At 51.1% G+C, this 21,850-nt stretch carries 18 protein-coding genes; 7 read left to right on the plus strand and 11 right to left on the minus strand.

Annotated features, from left to right (window positions below):
• The first annotated feature begins 67 nt into the window (after positions 1–67).
• The 5 genes from C7B82_RS15635 to C7B82_RS15655 all read left to right on the plus strand — a co-directional run bounded on the left by C7B82_RS15635 (position 68) and on the right by C7B82_RS15655 (position 4,635).
• Positions 68–985 (plus strand): NAD(+) kinase, encoded by a 918-nt coding sequence (locus C7B82_RS15635; RefSeq protein ID WP_106257219.1) that lies wholly within the window; start codon positions 68–70, stop codon positions 983–985.
• A gap of 116 nt (positions 986–1,101) precedes the next feature.
• Complete coding sequence (gene nblR, locus C7B82_RS15640; RefSeq protein WP_106257220.1) at positions 1,102–1,797, plus strand: response regulator transcription factor NblR; 696 nt, start codon at positions 1,102–1,104, stop codon at positions 1,795–1,797.
• A 93-nt stretch (positions 1,798–1,890) separates the two neighbouring features.
• Complete coding sequence (locus tag C7B82_RS15645) at positions 1,891–2,466, plus strand: DUF192 domain-containing protein (protein ID WP_106257221.1); 576 nt, start codon at positions 1,891–1,893, stop codon at positions 2,464–2,466.
• Positions 2,467–3,124: 658 nt separating this feature from the next.
• Positions 3,125–3,319 carry a DUF2949 domain-containing protein gene (locus C7B82_RS15650; protein WP_106257222.1) on the plus strand — a complete coding sequence of 65 codons (195 nt, stop codon included), beginning with the start codon at positions 3,125–3,127 and terminating at the stop codon, positions 3,317–3,319.
• A 188-nt stretch (positions 3,320–3,507) separates the two neighbouring features.
• A complete protein-coding gene (locus tag C7B82_RS15655) occupies positions 3,508–4,635 on the plus strand; it encodes a hypothetical protein (protein ID WP_146141166.1) in 1,128 nt (375 codons plus the stop codon).
• Between the two features lie 102 nt (positions 4,636–4,737).
• Here the strand turns inward: C7B82_RS15655 and C7B82_RS15660 are convergent, their stop codons facing one another.
• Complete coding sequence (locus C7B82_RS15660) at positions 4,738–5,994, minus strand: pyridoxal-phosphate-dependent aminotransferase family protein (RefSeq protein ID WP_339375178.1); 1,257 nt, start codon at positions 5,992–5,994, stop codon at positions 4,738–4,740.
• A 208-nt stretch (positions 5,995–6,202) separates the two neighbouring features.
• Between C7B82_RS15660 and C7B82_RS15665 the strand changes: the two genes are divergently transcribed.
• Positions 6,203–9,016 carry an ATP-binding protein gene (locus C7B82_RS15665; RefSeq protein WP_106257225.1) on the plus strand — a complete coding sequence of 938 codons (2,814 nt, stop codon included), beginning with the start codon at positions 6,203–6,205 and terminating at the stop codon, positions 9,014–9,016.
• 217 nt (positions 9,017–9,233) lie between these two features.
• Complete coding sequence (locus C7B82_RS15670; RefSeq protein ID WP_219904460.1) at positions 9,234–10,688, plus strand: ATP-binding protein; 1,455 nt, start codon at positions 9,234–9,236, stop codon at positions 10,686–10,688.
• Between the two features lie 39 nt (positions 10,689–10,727).
• On the opposite strand, the gene C7B82_RS15675 is transcribed toward C7B82_RS15670, so the two are convergent.
• The 10 genes from C7B82_RS15675 to ftsY all read right to left on the minus strand — a co-directional run bounded on the left by C7B82_RS15675 (position 10,728) and on the right by ftsY (position 21,850).
• Positions 10,728–12,215: a coiled-coil domain-containing protein gene (locus C7B82_RS15675; protein WP_146141167.1), complete on the minus strand. Its 1,488-nt coding sequence runs from the start codon at positions 12,213–12,215 to the stop codon at positions 10,728–10,730.
• Positions 12,216–12,535: 320 nt separating this feature from the next.
• Positions 12,536–12,808, minus strand: coding sequence for a DUF5340 domain-containing protein (locus tag C7B82_RS15680; protein WP_106257228.1), 273 nt, complete (start codon positions 12,806–12,808; stop codon positions 12,536–12,538).
• A 166-nt stretch (positions 12,809–12,974) separates the two neighbouring features.
• A complete protein-coding gene (gene trpC, locus C7B82_RS15685) occupies positions 12,975–13,868 on the minus strand; it encodes an indole-3-glycerol phosphate synthase TrpC (protein ID WP_106257229.1) in 894 nt (297 codons plus the stop codon).
• Between the two features lie 234 nt (positions 13,869–14,102).
• Entirely contained in the window at positions 14,103–15,536 is a 1,434-nt protein-coding gene (lpdA, locus tag C7B82_RS15690) for a dihydrolipoyl dehydrogenase (RefSeq protein ID WP_106257322.1), read from the minus strand.
• A gap of 92 nt (positions 15,537–15,628) precedes the next feature.
• Positions 15,629–16,009: a hypothetical protein gene (locus C7B82_RS15695; RefSeq protein WP_245939922.1), complete on the minus strand. Its 381-nt coding sequence runs from the start codon at positions 16,007–16,009 to the stop codon at positions 15,629–15,631.
• Positions 16,010–16,025: 16 nt separating this feature from the next.
• Positions 16,026–17,450: an argininosuccinate lyase gene (argH, locus tag C7B82_RS15700; protein ID WP_245939923.1), complete on the minus strand. Its 1,425-nt coding sequence runs from the start codon at positions 17,448–17,450 to the stop codon at positions 16,026–16,028.
• Between the two features lie 206 nt (positions 17,451–17,656).
• Entirely contained in the window at positions 17,657–17,926 is a 270-nt protein-coding gene (locus C7B82_RS15705; protein ID WP_219904462.1) for a hypothetical protein, read from the minus strand.
• A gap of 195 nt (positions 17,927–18,121) precedes the next feature.
• Complete coding sequence (locus C7B82_RS15710; RefSeq protein ID WP_106257324.1) at positions 18,122–19,636, minus strand: PP2C family protein-serine/threonine phosphatase; 1,515 nt, start codon at positions 19,634–19,636, stop codon at positions 18,122–18,124.
• A 189-nt stretch (positions 19,637–19,825) separates the two neighbouring features.
• Positions 19,826–20,242, minus strand: a complete 417-nt coding sequence (locus C7B82_RS15715) for a hypothetical protein (protein WP_106257231.1) — start codon at positions 20,240–20,242, stop codon at positions 19,826–19,828.
• 102 nt (positions 20,243–20,344) lie between these two features.
• Positions 20,345–21,850, minus strand: a complete 1,506-nt coding sequence (gene ftsY / locus C7B82_RS15720; protein ID WP_106257232.1) for a signal recognition particle-docking protein FtsY — start codon at positions 21,848–21,850, stop codon at positions 20,345–20,347.

The raw sequence follows: 21,850 nt of genomic DNA on the forward strand, positions 1-21,850 counted from the left end.
AGGTAGTCTGCTCAAAATGGTATAGTCCCTAATACTCAATCATTGACCCATCAGCCGAGCCTTCGTCGTGCCTAAAGCTGGCATTATTTACAATGACATTAAGCCTATCGCTTGTCGCACTGCTGAAGAAGTGAAAGACAAGCTGATAGCGTATGGCTGGGAGGTCTTTTTAGCAACGGGTGCTGGCGGCATCCTGGGCTATTCTGACCCACAAGGTCCTGTTTGCCACATGCCGATCGACTACTTGAATCCACCAGGCTTCGATCGCGACATGGCCTTTGCGATCGTGCTGGGTGGCGATGGGACGGTCTTGTCCGCCTTTCGACAGGTCGCTCCTTACGGTATCCCGCTGCTGACTGTCAATACAGGGCACATGGGTTTTCTCACGGAAACCTATCTACACCATTTACCGCTCGCACTTGAGGGCATCTTAGCCAACGAGTACGAGGTTGAAGAGCGGGCGATGCTGCGGGTGCAAGTGTACCGTGAAGACGACCTTCTCTGGGAAGCCCTTTGCCTGAATGAAATGGTCATTCATCGCGAACCGTTGACCAGCATGTGCCATTTTGAAGTCAAAATTGGTCATCATGCGCCTGTCGATATTGCAGCCGATGGGTTAATCGTCTCAACACCAACAGGCTCAACGGCTTACTCACTCTCGGCCGGTGGCCCAGTCGTCACACCCGGTGTGCCTGTCCTTCAGTTGGTGCCCATCTGCCCCCATTCGTTAGCATCGCGGGCGCTAGTTTTTGCGGATACTGAGCCAGTAACTATTTTCCCTGCTACACCCAATCGGATGGTGATGGTAGTGGATGGTAATGGTGGTTGCTACGTCTTTCCAGAAGATCGGGTGCGGATTGAGCGATCGCAGTACCACGCCCGGTTCATTCGGCTCCGATCGCCAGAATTTTTTCATCTTCTGCGCGAAAAGCTCGGCTGGGGCATGCCTCACGTCGCCAAACCGACCTCGGTTGAGCTACCCTAAACGAAAAATATTGCTGAGACGTGCTACAACAGGAGGAACATCGCTAGGCATTCATGCTTAATGACGTTTCCGAAAATTCAGCTATCGTGTGATTGCTATCGCTCTCCTAACTGTTTATGAATAGCGTTCTTCCTGACTCGACGCCCTGCGTGCTCCTGGTAGAAACCGATGAAGCACTGGCTAACCATGTCAGCCTTGACCTAAAAGAGTCTGGTTACGACATCGTTATGGCACCCGATGCCGTGGGTGGTCTGCGTCAGGCTACAGAGCTACAGCCATCGCTGATTGTGGTCGATCGCATGTTGGCTGGCGAGTCGGGGCTGTGGTTCTGCAACCGTCTGCGCTCACTGGGCAACCGCGTCCCCGTTCTGCTGATGATGGCGCGAGACAGTGTAGACGATCGCGTTGCCTGCCTGGAGTCGGGTGCGGATGACTACTTTCTGAAGCCATATCGTACAGAAGAGTTTCTGCGACTCGTACGCCTCTACCTACAGCCCGATAATCCCACCAGCGAACGGTTGCGCTTTGGCGATTTGATGCTGGATCTTGCGACTCGCCGCGCGTTGCGTAATGGACGAGCGATCGATCTGACGATGAAAGAATTTGAACTCCTCAAATACCTGATGGAGCATCCCCGCGAAGTGCTTACCCGTGAGCAAATTTTGGAAAACGTGTGGGGCTATGATTTTGTCGGTGAATCGAACGTTATTGAGGTTTATATCCGCTACCTGCGCCTAAAAATTGAGGATGAAGGTGAAAAGCGCCTCATCCAAACGGTGCGCGGTGTCGGTTATGTGATGCGGGAAGCTTGAACCAATTCTGTAGGTAGGTGACATATAACCTACCTACCGAGGTGAACGCTTTTCCTGGAGCCTCGTCTGAAGTAATAGAACGTTGAATGGATTATGAAACACAGTGACGATAGCCCTGTCGAAGCATTGCGGTGGTATCCTGCAGGGCAGTTTACAGGTCTATTATTGGCATGTCTGTTGCTCGGTTGCTCTCCGTCGATTTCAGACGCATCTTCTAGTGCTGGTTCATCCTCTACGCCAGCAGCCCCAGCGACTAGCCAATCAGTGACAATGGAAGCCAAAAACGCCGGTCAAAGGCTGCCACTCTCGGCTCAGATGACGGTTGCTGATCAGGTGATTCGGCTCGAAGTTGCACGGACTATGGAGCAACAAGAAATTGGATTGATGTACCGCACGGAGTTGGCGAAAGACCAGGGCATGGTGTTTCAGTTTGATCCACCGCGCCGCACTGCTTTTTGGATGAAGAACACCTTGATTCCTTTGGATATGGTGTTTCTGCTCAAGGGTAAGGTACAGGCAATTGCTAGTAATGTTCCGCCTTGTAAGGATGACCCTTGCCCCACGTATGGTCCCAAGGCGTTAGTTGATCAGGTCATCGAGCTACGGGCTGGGCGGGCGTTTGAACTGGGGCTGAAGCAGGGCGATCGTATCGTGCTTCAAAAACTGTAACCAAGTCGTCCATCTGTTCTACTATCCTGAAGTTTACATATCTTCTAACGCGCTTCGGTCTTTTGGCACCCAGATACGGTAACCTTTCGGGAGATAGAGTCGAGCGTTGATCGCTGTTGCTATCTTTAGCGTCTAAGCCTTATTGATGCCTGCTCCTGCTCGATGAGGCGATTGCCTTTAGGTCAGTCATGAAGACCGCAGTAAGCTTTTATGGTGTGTTGGGTAGTTACAAGTAAACGTTGAGCTGTCAACATACAGCCTTGGGCGTGTTAGACAACTCATGTAGCCGATCGTGGTGCGTTAAGCATTGATCTGGAGCCCCATCGCTTTGACAGTTTCGAACGATCGGTGGCTCAGTGCTTGCTCAGGCGTTAAGTGAAAAAGCTGAAAGAGACTTTTGTGCAACGCCGTACCTCTGTAGATTCGCAGATGTCTTTCGTGGTTGAGCCTGCTTAAGTAAGCAGTAGTGCAACAGCTTAGCGAAACATGGCAGAAAGTAGATAGCGCTTGATGCCTGCCTTTCTGATGCAAACTACATAGTCCAACGAAAAACTACATAGTCCACCGAAAATTATATAGACAGATTAAAGACTGTCTGGCAGCCTTCTCAGCAAACAGTTCCTTGATCCACAATAGTGTCCTAGTCAGGAGGCGAACAATGACGGCACCAACCACCTACTCTCGTTTTATTCGGTTTCTACAGGAAGACCTGGCGATTTCAGCTGCCTCGATCGCGATCGCCCTCCGTCACAGAGAACACGATCCTGGCCCGTTGCCGATGATTCTTTGGCAGTATGGTTTAGTAACGCTTGAGCAGTTGGATCAAATCTACGACTGGCTTGAACAAGCATGAGCGGTCGATCATTGCCTTCAGAGCCTGAACCACTGCTCTTTAATGCGGCTATAACGTCTTTGGTAGCCCTGACAGCAAGCTATCTGGCTGTAATAAGGAAAAGAGCGGACTAAGCTTAGTCCGCTCTTTTGGTTTGTAGTGTAGCTTACTGTAGCCAATCGCTTGTGAAATGATGTAACCTCCGGAAGATGAAGAAAGTAGTGTACTTGCGGCTGGCTGGAGTTTTGCTGCTATTAGCTTTACCCGTTGGGGTGGGAGCTTGGGCGGTCAATTCGCTGCGCTCTCAACAACTTTCTGGCTGCATGTCGCTGGATGAAGGCGGCACCCAAGCGGATGATTCGGTAGCAGCGACGCTTTACTGCGCCCAAGCGAGTGCGGGTCAGCAAACCATTGACGGTCTGTCAGAAGCGATCAGACTGGCACGTCTGGTACCTTCAGATCATCCTCTGGAGGCACAGAGCCTTCAACTAGTAGAGCAAGCCTCGCAAAAGCTGCTGGAATTAGCTGAAAACTCTTTCCAGGCTGGCAATCTAGAGGAAGCGATCGGCACAGCTCGTCGCATTCCAGCCATAACTGCCGCCTACAAAACTGCCGATGAGCGGATTAAGGAATGGCAGTCGGCGTGGGATAAGGCCCAGTCTATTTATACAGATGCACAGGCATCGGCTGACCGTGATCAATGGGATCAAGCCTTTGGTAAAGCTAGAGAATTGCGGCAGCTAGGCAATCGCTACTGGGACACCGATCGCTATCAGGAATTAGTACAGAAGATTCAGGAAGCAAAGGAAGGGAAAGCAGCCCAAGCAAAAGCAGAGCGCGATAGCCAAAAAGCTTCTCAGGCAAGATATACGGCTCAGCCCGATATCATGTCGAACTGGCAGCAAGATCAGGCCCGAGAAGCCACCGAACATCTCAAGCGTGCTCGAAGACTGGCGAGTGCTGGCACTCCCGAAGGATTGCGTGCTGCCACTGATGCGGCTGGGATGGTGCTCTACGGTACCCCTCAATATGAGGAGGCACAGCGGTTAGTTGACCGTTGGAATCATCGACTGCAAGACCTTGAAGACCGTCCTTACCTTGCCCGTGCCATGCAGTTGGCTAGTAAGGGAGATCTGCCATCACTGCAAGCGGCGATCGCAGAAGCCAGTAATGTCAGTTTTGGCAGCGCGCTTTATCAAGAAGCCCAGGACAAAATTGGTCAATGGACGGACGCAATCCAAAAACTGCATTCACAAGCGTATCCTGAGACATCCGGTGGGAGACAGGTGAGTCCTGCGAATTATGCGATCCCACCTGTAAGGTCAAACACACCATAGGGAGGCGATGTACAACCCCGGTACTTGGTTGCTGTAATGCTTTAAACGTGACCTTTGTTGAGACGTTATAGGTAACGCCTCAATAAAGGCATGACCACCCGCTTACATGGTTGCAATGACTTTTGCTGCTGCGGCTACGCCTGCCCCAGCGGTAAAGCCCTCATAGCCAAGTTCTTGTAAGGTTGCTTCCAACGCACCGATCGCAGTCAAAATGTCACGATCGCTCACAAACCCTAAGTGACCAATACGGAATATTTTGCCTTTGAGGTGGTCTTGCCCACCCGCAAGAATAATGTCAAACCGCTTTTTCATCACGGCACGAATTTGCTCGGCGTCGACGCGATCGGGAATAACCGACGTAATGGCAGGGCTAGCAGCAGTATCGGGTGCCAGCAAGGGCATCCCCAGCGCTTTCACAGCGGCACGAGTGGCAGCAGACAAGCGCTGATGGCGAGCAAAGATGTTCTCTAAACCCTCTGCCTGCATCATCCGCAACGCGACCTGTAAAGCAAAGAACATATTCACAGGAGGCGTAAAAGGCGTCGTGTTTTTCGCTGCATCTTTGCGGTACTTACCCAAATCGAGATAGTAGCGAGGCAGCTTAGCCGTTGTATACGCCTGCCAGGCTCTAGCATTAACGGTCACAAACCCTAATCCGGGTGGCACCATATAGCCCTTCTGTGAACCAGAGGCGACGACATCAAGCCCCCAAGCGTCGACCGGCACATTGTATGCGCCCAAACTGGTGACGGTGTCCACAATGATCAAGGCTTCACCATGAGCTTTGACAGCTCGATTAATCGTTTCAAGGTCGTTGAGCACCCCAGTTGAGGTTTCGCTGTGGGTGACGATGACTGCCTTGATAGCCTTATTGGTATCGTGCTCTAACGACTCACGAAATTTCTCTGGATTGAGTGTTTGTCCCCATTCGGCAGCGATCGTGTCCACGTTGAGTCCATACGCTTTAGCGACTTCAACCCAGCGCTCACCAAACTTGCCGTTGCTACCAACCAGAACGCGATCGCCCGGGCTCAAAAAATTGATGATAGCGGCTTCCATCGCGCCTGTACCGCTGACCGTCAAACTCAGCACATCATTTTTAGTTTGGTGCAGCCACTTCAGATTTTCGGTCACTTCCGCCATAATCTTGGAGAAATCACCACTGCGATGACCGATCGGGTGCTTCGCCATTGCGAGTAGAACCTGTTCTGGCACCGGGGTTGGACCCGGAATCATCAGCATTAACTTATCTTCCATGAATCTGCCCTGAAAATCGAGAACATCGCGCACAACGGCGGCATACTCCAGGATGACACAATTTCTACCTTTAAACCAATCCTCGTAGTGTCTTCTAGACACTACGCACTAGGAAGCTCGATCGTGCCACGAAAGCATTGATGTCTGGACGATTCGTTAACGACATGCCCTGGCGAACATTGATCCAAGATGACCTTGTCTACGTTTGTTGATTTTTGCTCTTGCCTGGGGCTTTATGAGAGCAGAACGATCGCGCAGTCGATGCTGAACAGGCGACACGCTAAAGCCAAACCTTATCCGTCAGTATGCTATGCCAGCCAATCCCAACCTCAAGGTTGTCCAAGATCGACGCGATTACAATGCCTGGGTTGCAACGGAAACCATTGAAGACTACGCGTTACGATTTGCGCCGAAATCTTTTCGCAACTGGTCAGAATTTTTGGTGGCTAACACGGCGATCGGAGGCATTTCTGCGGTTGCCCTGGAAGCGATCGGGGCATCGATCGCCATCAGCTATGGCTTTACCAACTCCCTGTGGGGCATCTTACTGGCGTCGAGCATTATCTTCCTGACAGGGTTGCCCATTACTTATTACGCGGCCAAGTTCAATATTGATATGGATTTGCTCACCCGTGGCGCAGGGTTTGGGTACATCGGTTCGACCATCACATCGCTCATTTATGCCTCGTTTACCTTCATTTTCTTTGCGCTCGAAGCTGCCATCATGGCCCAGGCGTTGGCACTCTACTTCCATCTACCGCTAGCCATTGGCTATGTGGTCTGTTCCTTAATCATTATCCCGCTGGTCTTTTTCGGGATCACCTTAATTAATCAACTTCAGCTCTGGACGCAGCCAATCTGGTTGGTATTGATGCTGTTGCCCTTCATTTGCATCCTCTACAAGGAGCCTGAAGCACTTTCAAATTGGGTTCACTTTGCAGGACACTCGCCCAGTGGCACGGCCTTTAGCCCTCTGCTGCTAGGATCTGCGGCTACGGTTTCCTTTTCGCTGATTGCCCAGATTGGTGAGCAGGTGGACTTTTTACGGTTTCTGCCTGATAAGGAACCAGCCAATCGAGGTAAATGGTGGTTTGCTGTCGTAGCTGCGGGGCCTGGTTGGATTTTACTGGCAGCGGTAAAGCAACTAGCAGGAGCCTTTCTGGCCTCGCTGGCAGTCAGTCATGGTACTAGCCTTGACCGTGCCAATGAACCTACACAAATGTACTTAGTTGGGTTTGAGTACGTTTTCTCTAACCCTGAGGTGGCGCTAGCAATCACGATTCTGTATGTGGTGCTGTCGCAGATCAAGATCAATGTCATGAACGCCTACGCGGGATCACTTGCCTGGTCAAACTTCTTTTCGCGCCTGACCCATAGCCATCCAGGACGAGTGGTTTGGCTGGTGTTTAACGTCACGATCGCCTTACTCCTGATGGAATTGGATGTCTTCTCTACGCTCGAAATGGTGCTGGGGTTTTATTCCAATGTTGCGATCGCCTGGGTTGGCGCGATCGTTGCCGACTTGGTGATCAACAAGCCGCTGGGACTCAGCCCGTCTTATATCGAGTTTAAGCGGGCACACCTTTATAATGTGAACCCTGTTGGTTTTGGGTCAATGGTGATTGGCTCGATCGTTTCCATCGTGGCATTTGTGGGTGCCTTTGGGGCGATCGCTCAAGCCTACGCACCGTTGATTGCATTGGGCTTAGCCTTTGTGCTAGCGCCCATCATCGCTGTTTTAACGAAAAGCAAGTACTACATCGCTCGTCCTAATACACACTATCAAACCGGATTGCTTGAAAGCGTACTCCGTTGTCGCGTCTGTGACGGTGAATATGAGCCGTATGATATCGCCTATTGCCCCGTTTATGAAGGTGCTATCTGTTCGCTGTGCTGTAGTCTAGATGCGCGGTGTCACGATGTCTGCAAAGAGCCAGATGAATCACGATCGCATCCTCTAGCAAGTTTTGCTCAAACCGTATCAACAACAATTTTTCGAGGCAATGTCTCTTCTGATTGGGTTCTCAGAACCATCAAATATCTCTCTGTTTTTGTGTCAGTCACAGGGCTGGTCGGCATTATTTTTAGCTTGATTTATTATCATCAAATAGCCGCACCAGAGCCTTTTTCAACCGCTTCAGATCATACTCTGACGACACTTACTGAAGTCTACGCTGCGCTCTTAGTTTTAATTGCAATTGGCTCCTGGTGGTTGGTTTTAGCCCAGGAAAGTCGTCAATTGGCACAAAAAGAGCTGGATAAGCAGAATATTCAGCTGCAGCAGGAGGTGAAAGAACGTCAACAAGCAGAAGCACAATTGCAAGCAAAGGCAAAGCAACTAGAGCAAACGCTACATAACTTGAGACAGGCTGAAGAACAACTCATTCAAACTGAGAAAATGGCTGCCTTGGGTGGGCTAGTGGCTGGTATTGCGCATGAGATCAATACGCCGATCGGTATTGGTGTAACCGCTGCCTCACTGTTAGTTGAAAAAACGGCAACATTCTCTGAAAACTTCTCTAATGGCACGATGAAACGCTCCGATTTAGCAAGGTTTCTCGATACAGCCTCACAAAGTAGCAAAATGACGCTGGCCAACCTCAATCGTGCGGCTGAATTAATTCATAGCTTTAAACAAATAGCCGTTGATCAGTCCAGCGAAAGCAGACGAGTTTTCAAAGTTAAGACCTATTTAGAAGAGATTTTGCTTCAGCTGAGCCCTAAAGTGAAGCCTTTAGGGCATGCCTTTAAGCTAAATGGTGACCCTAACCTGTGCTGGGATAGCTATCCAGGTGTCTTTTCTCAAATTGTCACGAACCTGATCATGAACTCATTGATTCATGCTTACGATGAGGGCGATCGAGGGCTTATTATCCTTGCCTTTCGACAAATCGATGAACAACTAGTTTTTGAATACGTTGATGATGGTAAAGGTATTCTTCCAGAGCATTTGAACAAGATCTTTGAGCCTTTTTTTACGACGAAACGAGGACAAGGAGGCAGCGGTTTAGGTCTGCATATTGTTTACAATCTGGTCATACAAAAGCTTGGAGGCACTATTCAATGCTATAGCCAGGTAGGAGTAGGAACAACGTTCATGCTGAAAATACCGATGCGTCTTTAAATTAGCAGGCTTTAAATTGCTAACAGAGGAGCGCTACTGAAACGATCAATTTAACATCGATCGATCTCATGCCTCAGATCTAAAATTTTAAGCCTCATTTCCTGTTGACCAACCCTTCGCTGTCGCAATGTAATTAAAGGACTAAAGTGCACAAGCCATGCAGGAATTAGCTACAGATCAGAGCGACGAATTAGTATTCATAGATGAAAACGACGCCTTGTTTTTTACTCAAGAAACAGCATTAAATCTGCCACAGAAAGGCTGGAAAATATTGATTGTTGATGATGAAGCCGAAGTGCATCAGGTGACCGAACTCGCACTCAGTGACTTTGTGTTAGAAGGTAGAACGTTAAACTTTATCCATGCGTATTCTGGTCAAGAAGCGAAGCAGCTAATTCAGGCACATCCTGATACCGCTGTGATTTTTCTAGATGTCGTGATGGAGACAGATGATGCTGGTTTACAGGTTGTTAAGTACATTCGAGAAGAGTTAGGTAATCAGCTTGTCCGCATCATTCTAAGGACGGGTCAACCCGGACAGGCACCCGAAAGCCTGGTGGTTGTTAATTACGGCATTGATGATTACAAAACCAAAACAGAGCTCACCTCGCAACGAATGTTTATTTCGATTGTGACTGCTCTAAGAGCGTTTTCAACGTTTATGAAAGCTCTGGAAACCAGCCACAATCTGGAGCTGGAAATTTTGCAGCGTAAGGAAATTGAGGCAGCCTTGCGCATTAGTGAAGCCAATGAACGGGAGAAAGCGGAACAGTTGGAGCGATCGCTACATCAGCTTCAGCATACTCAAGTACAGCTTGTGCAGAGCGAGAAGATGTCTACGTTGGGGCAACTCGTGGCAGGTGTCGCCCATGAAATCAACAATCCAGTCAATTTTATTCATGGCAATCTCACTCATGCCAACGAATATATGCAAGATTTACTGGATTTGCTGATGCTCTACCAGGCTGAGTACCCCACACCAACGGCAGCAGTTCAAGCAAAGGCAATGGCGATCGAGGTTGAGTTTCTCACCCAAGACTTGCCGAAACTGCTGGCTTCTATGCGCGTGGGGACAGAGCGAATTCGCGAGATTGTGAAATCCCTCCGCATCTTCTCTCGGCTGGATGAAGCAGATGCTAAAGCGGTTGACTTGCATGACGGCATTGACAGCACTCTCTTGATCCTCGATAACCGCTTAAAAGCGTGCTCTGCCCATGAGGCGATTGCGGTTGTGAAAGAGTATGGTGTGCTGCCCCACGTGGAATGCTGTGGAGGGCAGTTGAATCAGGTGTTTATGAATATTCTCAGCAACGCGATCGATGCGTTGGAGGACAGCATGAGAGCTGGGGCTCAACGGATAATCAGTGAGCCTGGGGCGATCGGGGCTCCACCTCAGCTCACACCGACCATCTATATTCGCACGCAGGTTAGCGAACCTGGCTGGGTGATGATTCAAATTGCTGATAATGGTCCTGGCATGCCGGAGACAGTCAGACAACGCCTTTTTGAGCCCTTTTTTACCACGAAAGAATTGGGTCGAGGTACTGGATTGGGAATGTCCATTAGCGCTCAAATCGTGACGGAAAAGCACAACGGCTCATTACAGTGCTTTTCAACGCTCGAACAGGGTACTGAATTTGTGCTCAAACTTCCCATACAGCAACCCCAGTAGTGGCATGCGGCTGCTTCCAAGCCCATTGGCCACTTCTGCCTACGATCGCCGTGTTTTGTGGTTGCGGCGACGCAACAAGAAGTCTGGCAAATCGACTTTGGGTTCGCGGCTGAAGGGCGTTGTTTTTAGCAGTGCTGGACTACCGGGTTCTGTTGTTTCATCGGCGGCAGCTAGTAAGGCGGCGAGCACGTCTGACAGTTCTGCTGAAGGGTTGGGTAAGGCGTGTTCTAATAAGGCTTTCAGTTTCAGGACATCGCTTTGGCTGCTGAAGCAGCGATCTTTCCAGTGTTGAATAGCAGTTTCATATTCACTGGTTTGCTGCGCCTGTCGCAAGATTTGTTCTTGCATATCAGCGGTTTGATTGTCTAGTTCTACCAGGCGCGTTTGCTGGCGATCGCGCTCCTCTTCAAGTTCCTGACACGCGTGTCTCAGCATTGCTTGAGCCGTAGTCTGTTTCGCTGCATGGGCTTCAAGCGCAGCAATTTTGGCATGAGCGGCGACTAGATCGGCCATAACTGTCGAAGAACCAGCCTCTGCGATGGCGTTACCTGGAGCAACAGCCAGTGTCATTGAGGCCTTGGACAGGCGAGACTGTTGCAAGCGATCCAGCAATGCCTGCTGCTCTTGGAGCGCACGATGAGCTTGCTGTAGTTCGGCTTCAAGGTGCTTTAGGGCAATCTGACGATCGCTCAAGATTTGTGAGAGTTCGCTGACTTGAGCATGGGCCTGCTCCAATCGCGCTGTCAAATGCTCAGCCAGCGTGCGGGCATCGAGTGATTGAGTCTCCAGCGCCAATGTGCGCTCTTGCTGTGCGTTCAGATCTGCCTGCAGATGCTCTAGCTGTGCTTCCAAGCGCTCTTGATAGGCTTTGACATCAGCACGATCGTGGGCAATCTGCGTCTGCAATTGGGCTAGCTCCTGCTGCTGTGCCTGAGTGAGTGCCTCCATTGTGTTGAGAAGGGTCTGTAGAGAGCGATCGCGCGCTTGCGTTTCAATCAACTGGGCATTCAGTGCCTGCTGCTGGTGTGCCAGTTGTAGCTTTAGCCGGGCGATCGCCTGCTGCTGAATGTTAGAAATTTCTTCGGTTGATGCAAGCTGGGCTTCTAGAAGGTGCTGATTCACCACTTGTAGCTGCATTTCACTCAATGATGCCAGCGATTGATCAAGCGCTTGCTCCAGATGCCGGATGCGTTCAATCTGCTCATGAGACAGCGATCGTGCCTGCCTTAGTTCGGCTTTGAGCGTTTCTTGCTCTTGCTCCCATCGCTGTCGCTGAGACTCTAATGCGACCGCTGCCTGTTGCGTAAGGGCAGCCACGAAGCCTGGATCGATAACATGAATTTCGTGGTGTTCTGCCGCCCATGCGTCTAAATACTGTTGAAGGGGGTATATACCTTGAGGTGCATCAGTTTCAGCGATCGCATCCATCGCCATAGCATCCATCGCCATAGTGTCCAGCATGTTCTCATCGTCAGAGAGCCTGCCGTCTGACGCCACGGAACTATAAGCTAGGTTCGGTTCAGACACACAGGACCTCCCGAAAACGATGAGCCAGCGATGCTGGTCGCCTTCTAACCTTTCAGACCGGCAATGCGACTCTATAGTCGCAGCGCTTGAAGCGAGCAGCGAAACTGATTCAGAAGCTCTAAAGTCTAGCGTGTAATGTCTATCATCTCAACTCCGTTCTTCTTGCCGCGAGATTGAATTTAAATTAGTTGATCGGAAGAGCAATCGCCACCGTACGGGATGCTGTTTCTAAAAATTCCTTGCCACTTTAGGCTTCCGTCAAGGCATGCACTTATGCTCCTAAGCGCTACAACTCTTTAGGGACAGTGGAAAAGACCTTCTTACTCTTTTTGCAGGCTCAAGAGTGTGTCAGACAGTTCTTTCTCAGTTGTCAGGTTATTGAGTGACCAACGGTACTCGATCGGGAGATGTTTGCGCTGGCAATCCTCTTCTAACTGCTTCTGCAGCGCCAGTGCCTTGCGAAGGGTAATGATCAACTGATGTACCTGTGCCTGTGAGGGAGACTGCTGCCCAACCGCAACCATCGTCTGCCGTTCAAGCAGTTGAAGCAGCAGTTCGTAATGAATATGAGATGGAAGGGGAATGGGTTCCATGAAGACTGACTACCTTGCGTTGATCAACTGAAATGATGTCTGAGCCTCAAACGTGAGGATGCTGATGAACCGAACAACACCTCATTTGGTGCATCGCTGTAGGCTCCTTTAAAACAGCCACAGCATATAAAAGTATGGAGAGCCACTCAGTGCTGACGCGTGTCTGCTACATAACGTTTCCTTCAAGCAGCTGTGACAGCGCCAACGCGGGGTCTGGTTGGCGCATGAGGGCCTCACCCACTAGCACAGCGGTAGCACCTGCTGTTGCCACCGAAGCCAAATCAGCAGCAGTGTATAGCCCCGATTCACTCACTACGAGGATTTCCCGCGATCGCAGTTGCTCCTGTCGATCGTCTAATAACCGGCACGTGGTCTGCAGATCGACTGAAAAATCCTGCAAATCACGATTATTAATACCGATCAAGTGGATGCCATCGAGCGCTAGAACGCGATCGAGCTCTGCCAATGTATGCACTTCGACCAGTGCAGTCATGCCCAGTGCTGCCACAATTTTGAGAAAATACTGCAGGTCTTTGTCAGGTAAAATTGCCGCAATGAGCAGTACCGCATCGGCTCCATTGACTCGTGCCAGGTACATCTGATACGGGTAGATGACGAACTCCTTGCACAGGAGCGGCAGCTCAGTGACAGCCCGGATGCGAGCAAGATTGTCGAAACTGCCCTGAAAGAATTTTTGGTCGGTCAATACCGAGAGACAAGTAGCGCCGCCTTGTTCGTAAGCACGAGCGATCGAAACGGGGTCAAAGTCCTCCCGAATGACGCCTTTGCTGGGAGACGCTTTTTTAACTTCGGCAATGACTGCTGGGCGGGTTTTGCTGTGCTGGAGAGCCTGCAGGAAATTGCGGGGTGCTGGTAGCGTTTTAACCTGCTTTTGCAGCTCCAGCAGCGGCATACGCTCCCGTAGCTGAGCAACCTCAGTCTCCTTTTGCCAGACAATTTCTTCCAAAATATGTCGCGGGGCAGCGTCAGGCACTTTTACCTGGTAGCGCAATTCCTGTACAGAAACCGCAGGATTAGGTCGACGACGACGGATCTGCATTGGTAAGTAGCTTGAGCGTGAATGGAAACAGAAAAGATGATCGGCGCTGTGTTTTACCACTGCTCCGCATCGTGATAAATCAATGCTTTTGATAGCGTAACCTAACTCTCGAACGACACGGGATCTAAATGTATTCAGGTGTACAAAATTAGCCTGTTTTTTTAACCAGCCTGTTTTTTAATCAGGGCGAAGCGATGTGCTTGAACGTCAAAAGCATCGCTTCGCTTTTAGCCCCTAATGCGTTGTCACTGCACGCTTATAGGCTTCATCGAGCACTTCAGAGAGCGTTGGATGGGCGTGCACCAGGAAGGCAAGGTATTGCACGGTTTGTCGCTGCGCGATCGCGTTTGCCGCTTCTTGAATGAGATCGGACGCATGGAGCCCGAAGATGTGAACACCTAGAACTTCCCCCGTGTCCTGACGGTAAATGACTTTGGCAACACCTTCGGTTTCGCCTTCTGCGAGCGCCTTGGCGTTGCCTTTGAAATAGGTACGCACAGAAGCGACTGTAAATCCTTCTGCTTTACCTTTCTCCTTCGCAGCGGGTTCAGTCAAACCAACAAAGCCGATTTCGGGATGAGTGAACGCTGCTGCCGGAATGCTGTGGTAATCGACCGCACGAGCGCGACCGCAAATATTTTCGATCGCAGCCACACCCTGAGCTGCTGCCGCATGAGCCAGCATCAGTTTGCCCGTAGCATCGCCGATCGCCCAGAGATGGGGCACGGGTTCGCCACTTGCAAGCACGGCCATGTAGTCGTTGATGGGGATGAAGCCTGGTCGAACGGTTTCTACGCCAACGGAGTCTAGGCCCAGGTCTTTGGTTAATGGCACCCGTCCGGTAGCAACCAGACAAGCATCCACCTCCAGAACTTCCACGCTTTCCTTCGTCTTCGCATCTGCCAGTTCAATAACAACGGGAGAACCTGGAGTAATGCGCTTTGCCAGGACGCTGACTTTTGTTTCGATATCGCGAGGGGTAATCAGTACCCGTTGTGCCAGTTTGGCGATATCGGGGTCGAAGCCCGGCATGAGTTGGTCGAGTGCTTCGATCAAGGTGATCTCACAGCCTAGCGCTGAGTAAACATCGGCGAACTCCAGCCCAATGTAGCCACTGCCGACGATCGCAATCCAGGGCGGTAGCGACTCTAGACGCACCGCATCGTCACTAGTAAAGACGGTTTTGCCATCCAGTTCAATGCCAGGTGGCACAAAGGGGACGGAACCCGGCGCCAGCATGATGTCCTTCGCCGTGATGATTTTCTCGCCATCCTTCGTCGTGACTGAGACTTTTTGCACTCCGGCGATTCTGCCCCAACCGTGAATGGTGTCAACACCAAGGCGCTTCAGGCTGCCGATCAAAGCTTCGCGCTGTTTGGTGACAATGCTGTTGGCGTGGTCCGCGATCGCCTGACGGTCAAACGCCACGTCAGTCAGCTGAATGCCCAGTGCTTTAAGGTGATGAGCATCCTGCAACTCACGTACACGTCCCGATGCTGCCAGCAGCGCTTTGGAAGGAATACAGCCACGATTGACGCAGGTGCCACCCATCTCAGCAGTTTCGATGACCGCTGTTTTCAGCCCACAGCTTACCGCATGGATCGCCGCTCCGTGCCCGCCAACCCCGGCTCCAATGATGACCAAATCGTAATCGAATGACTGACTCACTTCTCTCTCCTGGTGCATTGTCTTCTATTCTCGGTTGGATGGGGGCGATCGACAAGAGCGAGGGAAAGGCTAAAGGCTAAAGGCTAAAGAACTCAAAACTCAAAACTCGCGACTCCTGATTCCTGCCCCCTAGCTCCTATCTTCCCGTTTCGCTCCTCTGACCGATCACCGTGCCACCAGTTTTTCGCTGCCTCTGGTAAGTTGACGGCATAAAGAGTGATGACGATCGGCTCTAGCAAACCCTGCCCCAAGATCTCAACGCTATAGGAGGGATGATTTTTCGTCGATAGATCGACAATAAAGCGTTTGCCAATGCGTCGCCAGCTTGGTTCTTTGCCGCGCCACTGGAGACGACAGCAAGGCCAGGGCAACTGTTCGCGATCGAATAAGCGACAGCAGGGGCCAATCACACGGTAACTGAAATGGCAACCGGGGCTAAAGAAAATTTGCCCATGCTGAAGCGGGTGAAACATTGCGGCCATCGATCACCTAACCAAGCGTTGCTTTGGCGTTTTGAAGCGCTTGTCGGACTTGGGTAAACCCGGTACCGCCGTAGCTGTTGCGGGCAGAAACAACCTGTGCAGGCGCGATCGCGGCATAAATATCAGATTCAAAGGCTGGATGGAGTGTTTTCCACTCATCTAGCGTCAAGTCCTTGAGCAGTTTGCCCTGAGCGAGAGACGTCTTCACAACTTTACCCACTAGATTGTAAGCTTCCCGGAAAGGCACTCCTTTGCCTGCCAGGTAGTCTGCCACATCCGTCGCGTTGGAAAAGTCCTCATTGACGGCGGCCTGCAGTCGTGCGACACGGAACTCTAACCCTTCTTGCAGCAGAATAGTCATCGCTTCCAGACAGCCTTGCACGGTCACAACCGCATCAAAGAGGGCTTCCTTGTCTTCCTGGAGGTCTTTATTGTAAGCAAGGGGTAAGCCCTTCATCAACACGAGTAGACCTTGAAGATGACCAAAGACTCTGCCCGTTTTGCCACGCACGAGTTCTGGTACGTCAGGGTTTTTCTTCTGCGGCATGATGCTGGAGCCTGTGGAGCAGCTATCTTTGAGCGTGACAAAGCCAAACTCTTCGGATGCCCACAAAATGACTTCTTCTGCGAGGCGGCTGAGATGCACCATGATCAGACTGGCAGCACAGAGAAATTCGATCGCAAAGTCACGATCGCTCACCCCATCTAGGCTATTGGCATAGACACCGCCAAAGTGCAGCAGCTTAGCCGTGTAGTGGCGATCGATGGGAAAGGTCGTTCCAGCCAACGCACCAGAACCCAGCGGCGAAATATTAACCCGCTGATAGATTTCGCCGAGTCGCTCCCAATCGCGCTGGCTCATTTCAAAGTAAGCAAGCAAATGGTGGGCAAGGCTGAGGGGCTGTGCCCGTTGTAGATGGGTATAACCGGGAATGAGGGTTTCGACGTGCTGCTCTGCAAGCGTCAGGAGTATGGCTTGGAACGATCGCACTCGCTGCCGTATGTGCTGAATCTGGTCGCGCAGGTAAAGGCGCGTATCGGTACCCACCTGATCGTTGCGCGATCGCGCAGTGTGCAGCTTTTTGCCCACATCACCAACAATTTCTGTCAGGCGACGTTCGACCGCAAAATGAACATCTTCCGCCTCAACACCCGGAACGAAAAGCCCCTGGCGGTATTCTTGACGAATTTGCTCTAACCCGTTGACCAACTGCTCTCCCTCTGCAGCGGCGATAATGCCTGTATGCGCTAGCATCTGCGCATGAGCCTGAGAGCCAGTCAGATCATACTCAATCAGCTGAATGTCGAAGCCGATGCTGGCGTTAAATTGGGCGATCGCAGGATGGAGTGCGGACTCGAAGCGCTGGCTCCAGGTGGAGGGCTGACTTGCTGCCGATGCTTGAGAGAGGTCTTGATTCAAAGCAATTCTCACTGTGCTAGAGAGGTTAGATTTCCATTTAGAGTTGCAGAGTTTTTAACCCAACATTGGCAAACCCTGAAGGCAACCAAAATCCACTCCACTAAGTATCACGAAAGGCAGTCTTAAACTGTTACCAGTAGGGTGAATTCCACGCACAACACCAAATTTCTGCGTTAGCTCAAGACTGACTTTCCATCTAAAAAGGCTGAACTTCTGCGTTAGCCAAAGGATGTAAATGTTTTCACAAAGTAGCCAAAAATGATGCCGATTAAAAAGGCCCAAACCTGACCTGTCTTGACAAAGTTGTTGAAGGCTTTCTGCACATCACCGGCCAAGTCTACTTCAATTTTCTTGTCGCCCAGCGCCGCCAGGTCGATCGGCAAATGCCAGTGAGATGGCTGCAATAGATCCAGCCAGTACGTCGTGTCAAACCAATAGGTTGGATCAATGAACCCGATTGTTACATCTGGTATTACGCCAATGACCATCGCTCCTCTCTCCCTCTCTAAATGAATGCAAGCGCGCATATTTATCTTACAGAACTGAAAGGATACCAGAAAACTATCTGAGCGATCGTGCTGCTCAGACAGAGAGTTGTGTGTTTAACGGTAACCCAGCGCTCGACGTTGTCGCCTTGCTTACACAGAGCCCGCCTTCATTAGCAGCTGGCTGACCACCATCGGCTAGAGTTCAGTTGCTTGAACCTGCATCACAATCAACGTCATATCATCAGCGTTGCGGTGCGCGGTGCCGGTAAATTTCTGCACCTGACTAAACAACGCTTCCAAGATGGTTTGGGGATGATCGCACTGTTGGCAAGCCTGTTGAAACGCTTGTGTCAGATTTTCTTCATCAAAACGCTCACCACTCTGGTTGGCAGCATCTGTAAACCCATCGGTGTAGTAGATGAGCGTATCGCCAGCCTGAAGTTGGATCTGAGCATCTTGATAGTGTGTATCGGCATCGAGCCCAATCAGCATGCCCAGTGTATCCAGCCGCCGAATCGTGTTGGTTGCTGCTTGCCAGAGCAGAGGTGGATTGTGGGCAGCATTGCTATAAGACAAGATTCGCGTTTTTGGATCGTATTCCGAGTAAAACAGCGTGACGAATCGATTAGAGTTCTCTAGATCGGCGTACATGACACGATTGAGGTGCTGCAAAATCCGGGCGGGTGAGTGTCCGTTCAGCACTTCTGCTCGCAACATGCCTCGCGTCATGGTCATGATCAAACCAGCAGGTACGCCTTTGCCCATGACATCGCCGATCGCCAAACTCCAGCGTCCCCACTCGCTGCCACCATCTTTCTTAGAGCGAATCTGGTCATAGCTCGCGGGAATAAAGTCGTAAAAATCACCACCGACTCGATTGGCTGATTGACAGCGCGCGGCTAGTTCAATGCCTTGAATCTTGGGGCACTGTCGCGGCAACAAGCGCAGTTGAATCTCGGCTCCAATCTCAAGCTCCCGATCCAGTCGCTCTTTTTTACGCAGTTCCACTGTTAACTCGTCGTTTTCGATCGCTACCGCCGTCTGGTCGGCAACCAAGCGCACTAGCTTTTGACGAGTTTCTGTCCAGCCATACTGCGGATCGCGGCTAAAAACGTAAAGCCGTCCCCGCTCTGTATTTTTGACCAGAATGGCCGTCCCAAAGAGCTGGACATCGGCGCCCAAGTAATGACTGACCTGATGATCGAGCGTAGCGATCGCGCTGGGAGTAAGAGCGATCGACTCTCCAGCAGGGGTTGGGGATAGCGAAGCGGTCACTTGGCGGGTAGCGGTTTCCAGTGCCTTACGAATATCTTGACACCAGCGGCTGTCCTGACAGTGAAGCCGCTCTAAGCGCACCTGACCATTCGGCTTGAACAACAACAGTGCACCACCATCACTATCCGTGACTCGACTCGCCATCAGCGGGATTAGCTCTAGAAACTGATTGAGGTTGTTAAAGCTTCGCAGTGCAAAACCGAGCGAACTCAGCAAGTCTTGAATTTTGTGCTGCTCTCGATTCAACCGCGCCACCAGTTCCTTCAGGGCAAAGACAGGTGTAATTTCAGGCGCAGCACCACTAGTCGCACTACTGGGGGTACGAGCACTCAGACGATCGCGTATCTCCGCACCGGGAGCATTGGCTGCAGACGGTGAAACCGTTCCCGCGTCCGGTCGTTGCGATGGCTGTCGAGGAAGAGGCACAGCAGTCATTGAGATCAAGGTAAACGAACAATTACTGTGAAGCAGGCTGATGCGTAGTGCAATCGATTCTAGCGGATGTGCCCGTAGAATCACCGTTGGTTGGACTAATTTTATGGGAGAGTGCCCAAACCCGGGCTTAGTTTACCAACGTTAGCAGATAAGCTTTGAATTGATGCAGTCACCCTTGAATTGATGCAATTAACCTTGAGACGTAGTGCTAAGCAGTGTTACAACGTCTGCGTGTGCCAACACAACATCAGGATTTTGCTGTAATGCTGCATCGTATTTTGTAGCGAATTCATCACCCGACTCCGCTGGTGTTAGCAGTGTCCGAACATCAGCCAAGAAGGTTTCAATCACTTCTAACGTAATGGGTTCATCCGCCTGCTGTAGCTCATCAATTTGCACGATGCGCTGAGAGAGCTGATGTAACCAGGCAAATTGCTCGTGGGAAATGACTAACTGCAGCAGTTGCCCTCTAGATACCTGTCCCTGCACTTGTTCGTAGGCAACGCGCTCTGCTTCTAGTAAAAGCTTATGCAAGCGCAGTAATTTCAACCGTAGTTCATTCAGTAAGCGGAATTGATTGATACGTTGTTGCAAGGGGCTAACCATTAACCTAATACGTCCTATGCTTGCGTTTTAGTAAGCCTTCCGCTGTAGTGAACCGCGCCTGCTGAGCAGCGATCGAGCTTATCTTTTATCCTTTGTCCCTCTCTACCCATTCAGCAACGCTTCAACAAACTCATAGCTAGAAAAGGGGCGGAGATCTTCAATACCTTCTCCAGCACCGATGAAGCGGATAGGTAAACCCAGTTGTTGGACGATCGCTAGCGCGATGCCGCCTTTCGCAGTGCCGTCTAGCTTGGTGAGGATAACGCCGCTAAGTTGAGCCGCTTCTGAAAAGACTTCAGCCTGTCGTAGGCCGTTTTGTCCGAGGGTGGCATCCAGAACCAGCAGAGATTCAACGACTGCATTTTCAGATTTTTTGTCAATAATGCGACGAATCTTACTGAGTTCGTCCATCAAATTTTTCTTGTTTTGCAAGCGACCAGCCGTATCAACCAGCAGCAAATCGGTACCGCGTGACTGAGCCGCCGCGATCGCGTCAAAAACCACCGCTGCAGGATCGGTATTTTGCCCTGGATTGGCGATCACTTCGACGCCACTGCGACTGCCCCATACTTTGACTTGCTCGACTGCTGCCGCTCTGAACGTGTCCGCTGCTGCAATCAGGCAGTTGTAGCCAGACTTTTGGGCGATGTGGGCCAGCTTGCCGATCGTGGTTGTTTTGCCCGCACCATTGACGCCCGTGATGAGCCAGATATTGAGTGTCTCGTCTTCAGGCGCAAAAAAACGGCTCTTGGCGTTCTCCAAGGGGGCATCCAGGATATCGCGCAGAATTTGCTTCAGGTAGCTCAGTGCCGCATCAGGTGGCAGCACTTCTTCGCGCAACTTGCTCTGCAGGGCATGAATAATGGCATCGGTTGCGGCGACACCCACATCAGCTTGCAGCAACACTGACTCAATTTCGTCGACAGCATCATCGTTCAGCGGCCCCTGCCCAACGATCGACCGCAGTTGATTGATCAAGCCACGTCGTGTTTTATCTAACCCTTGACGCAGCCGATTTAGCCAGGTGATTTCTTCTAGTGAAATCTGGTCGGGTCGTCGCCCCTGTGCGGCGAGAATTTCGGATGACCAGAGAAACCCTTCATCAAGCACCAGCTCAGTGCTGTCTAGAGGCGTTGTAGCCGGTATAGCTGTGGTAGATGCAGCAGTGACTGGCGCGATCGCTGGTTCCGGCTCGACAATGGCGTTTTCTTTCAAGCGCTCTAGACGCTGTTGTCGATCGGCTTCAGATTGTGCCCAAAACGGCAGTGGTGTTGTTGGGGTCTCCGCAACTTCTGGCGCTGTTCGTTCTATAACAGCAGAGGAAGCTAACTCTACAGCATCGATCGTGTCCTCATTTGCCGTGTCCACTTCCGGTGTGGTTGGAGTGGGCGCTTCGACATCGGCGATCGCTTCAGTTTGTTGTCGCTTTTGAATGTTTTGGTAAGCAACCTTGGCCCAGCTCAGGTAATCCTCGGCAACGTCAGGGGCAGCCTCGTCCTGTAGCGTTGCCTCTGATGTCGCTGCCTCCGGTGCCGCCAGATCAGTTTCTGCTGTTGGAACGCCCTCAGCGTCCTGGTCGTATTGCCGACGAAACCAATCAAACGTCAT

Source organism: Stenomitos frigidus ULC18, assembly GCF_003003795.1.
Classification (GTDB): Bacteria; Cyanobacteriota; Cyanobacteriia; order Leptolyngbyales; family Leptolyngbyaceae; genus Stenomitos; species Stenomitos frigidus_A.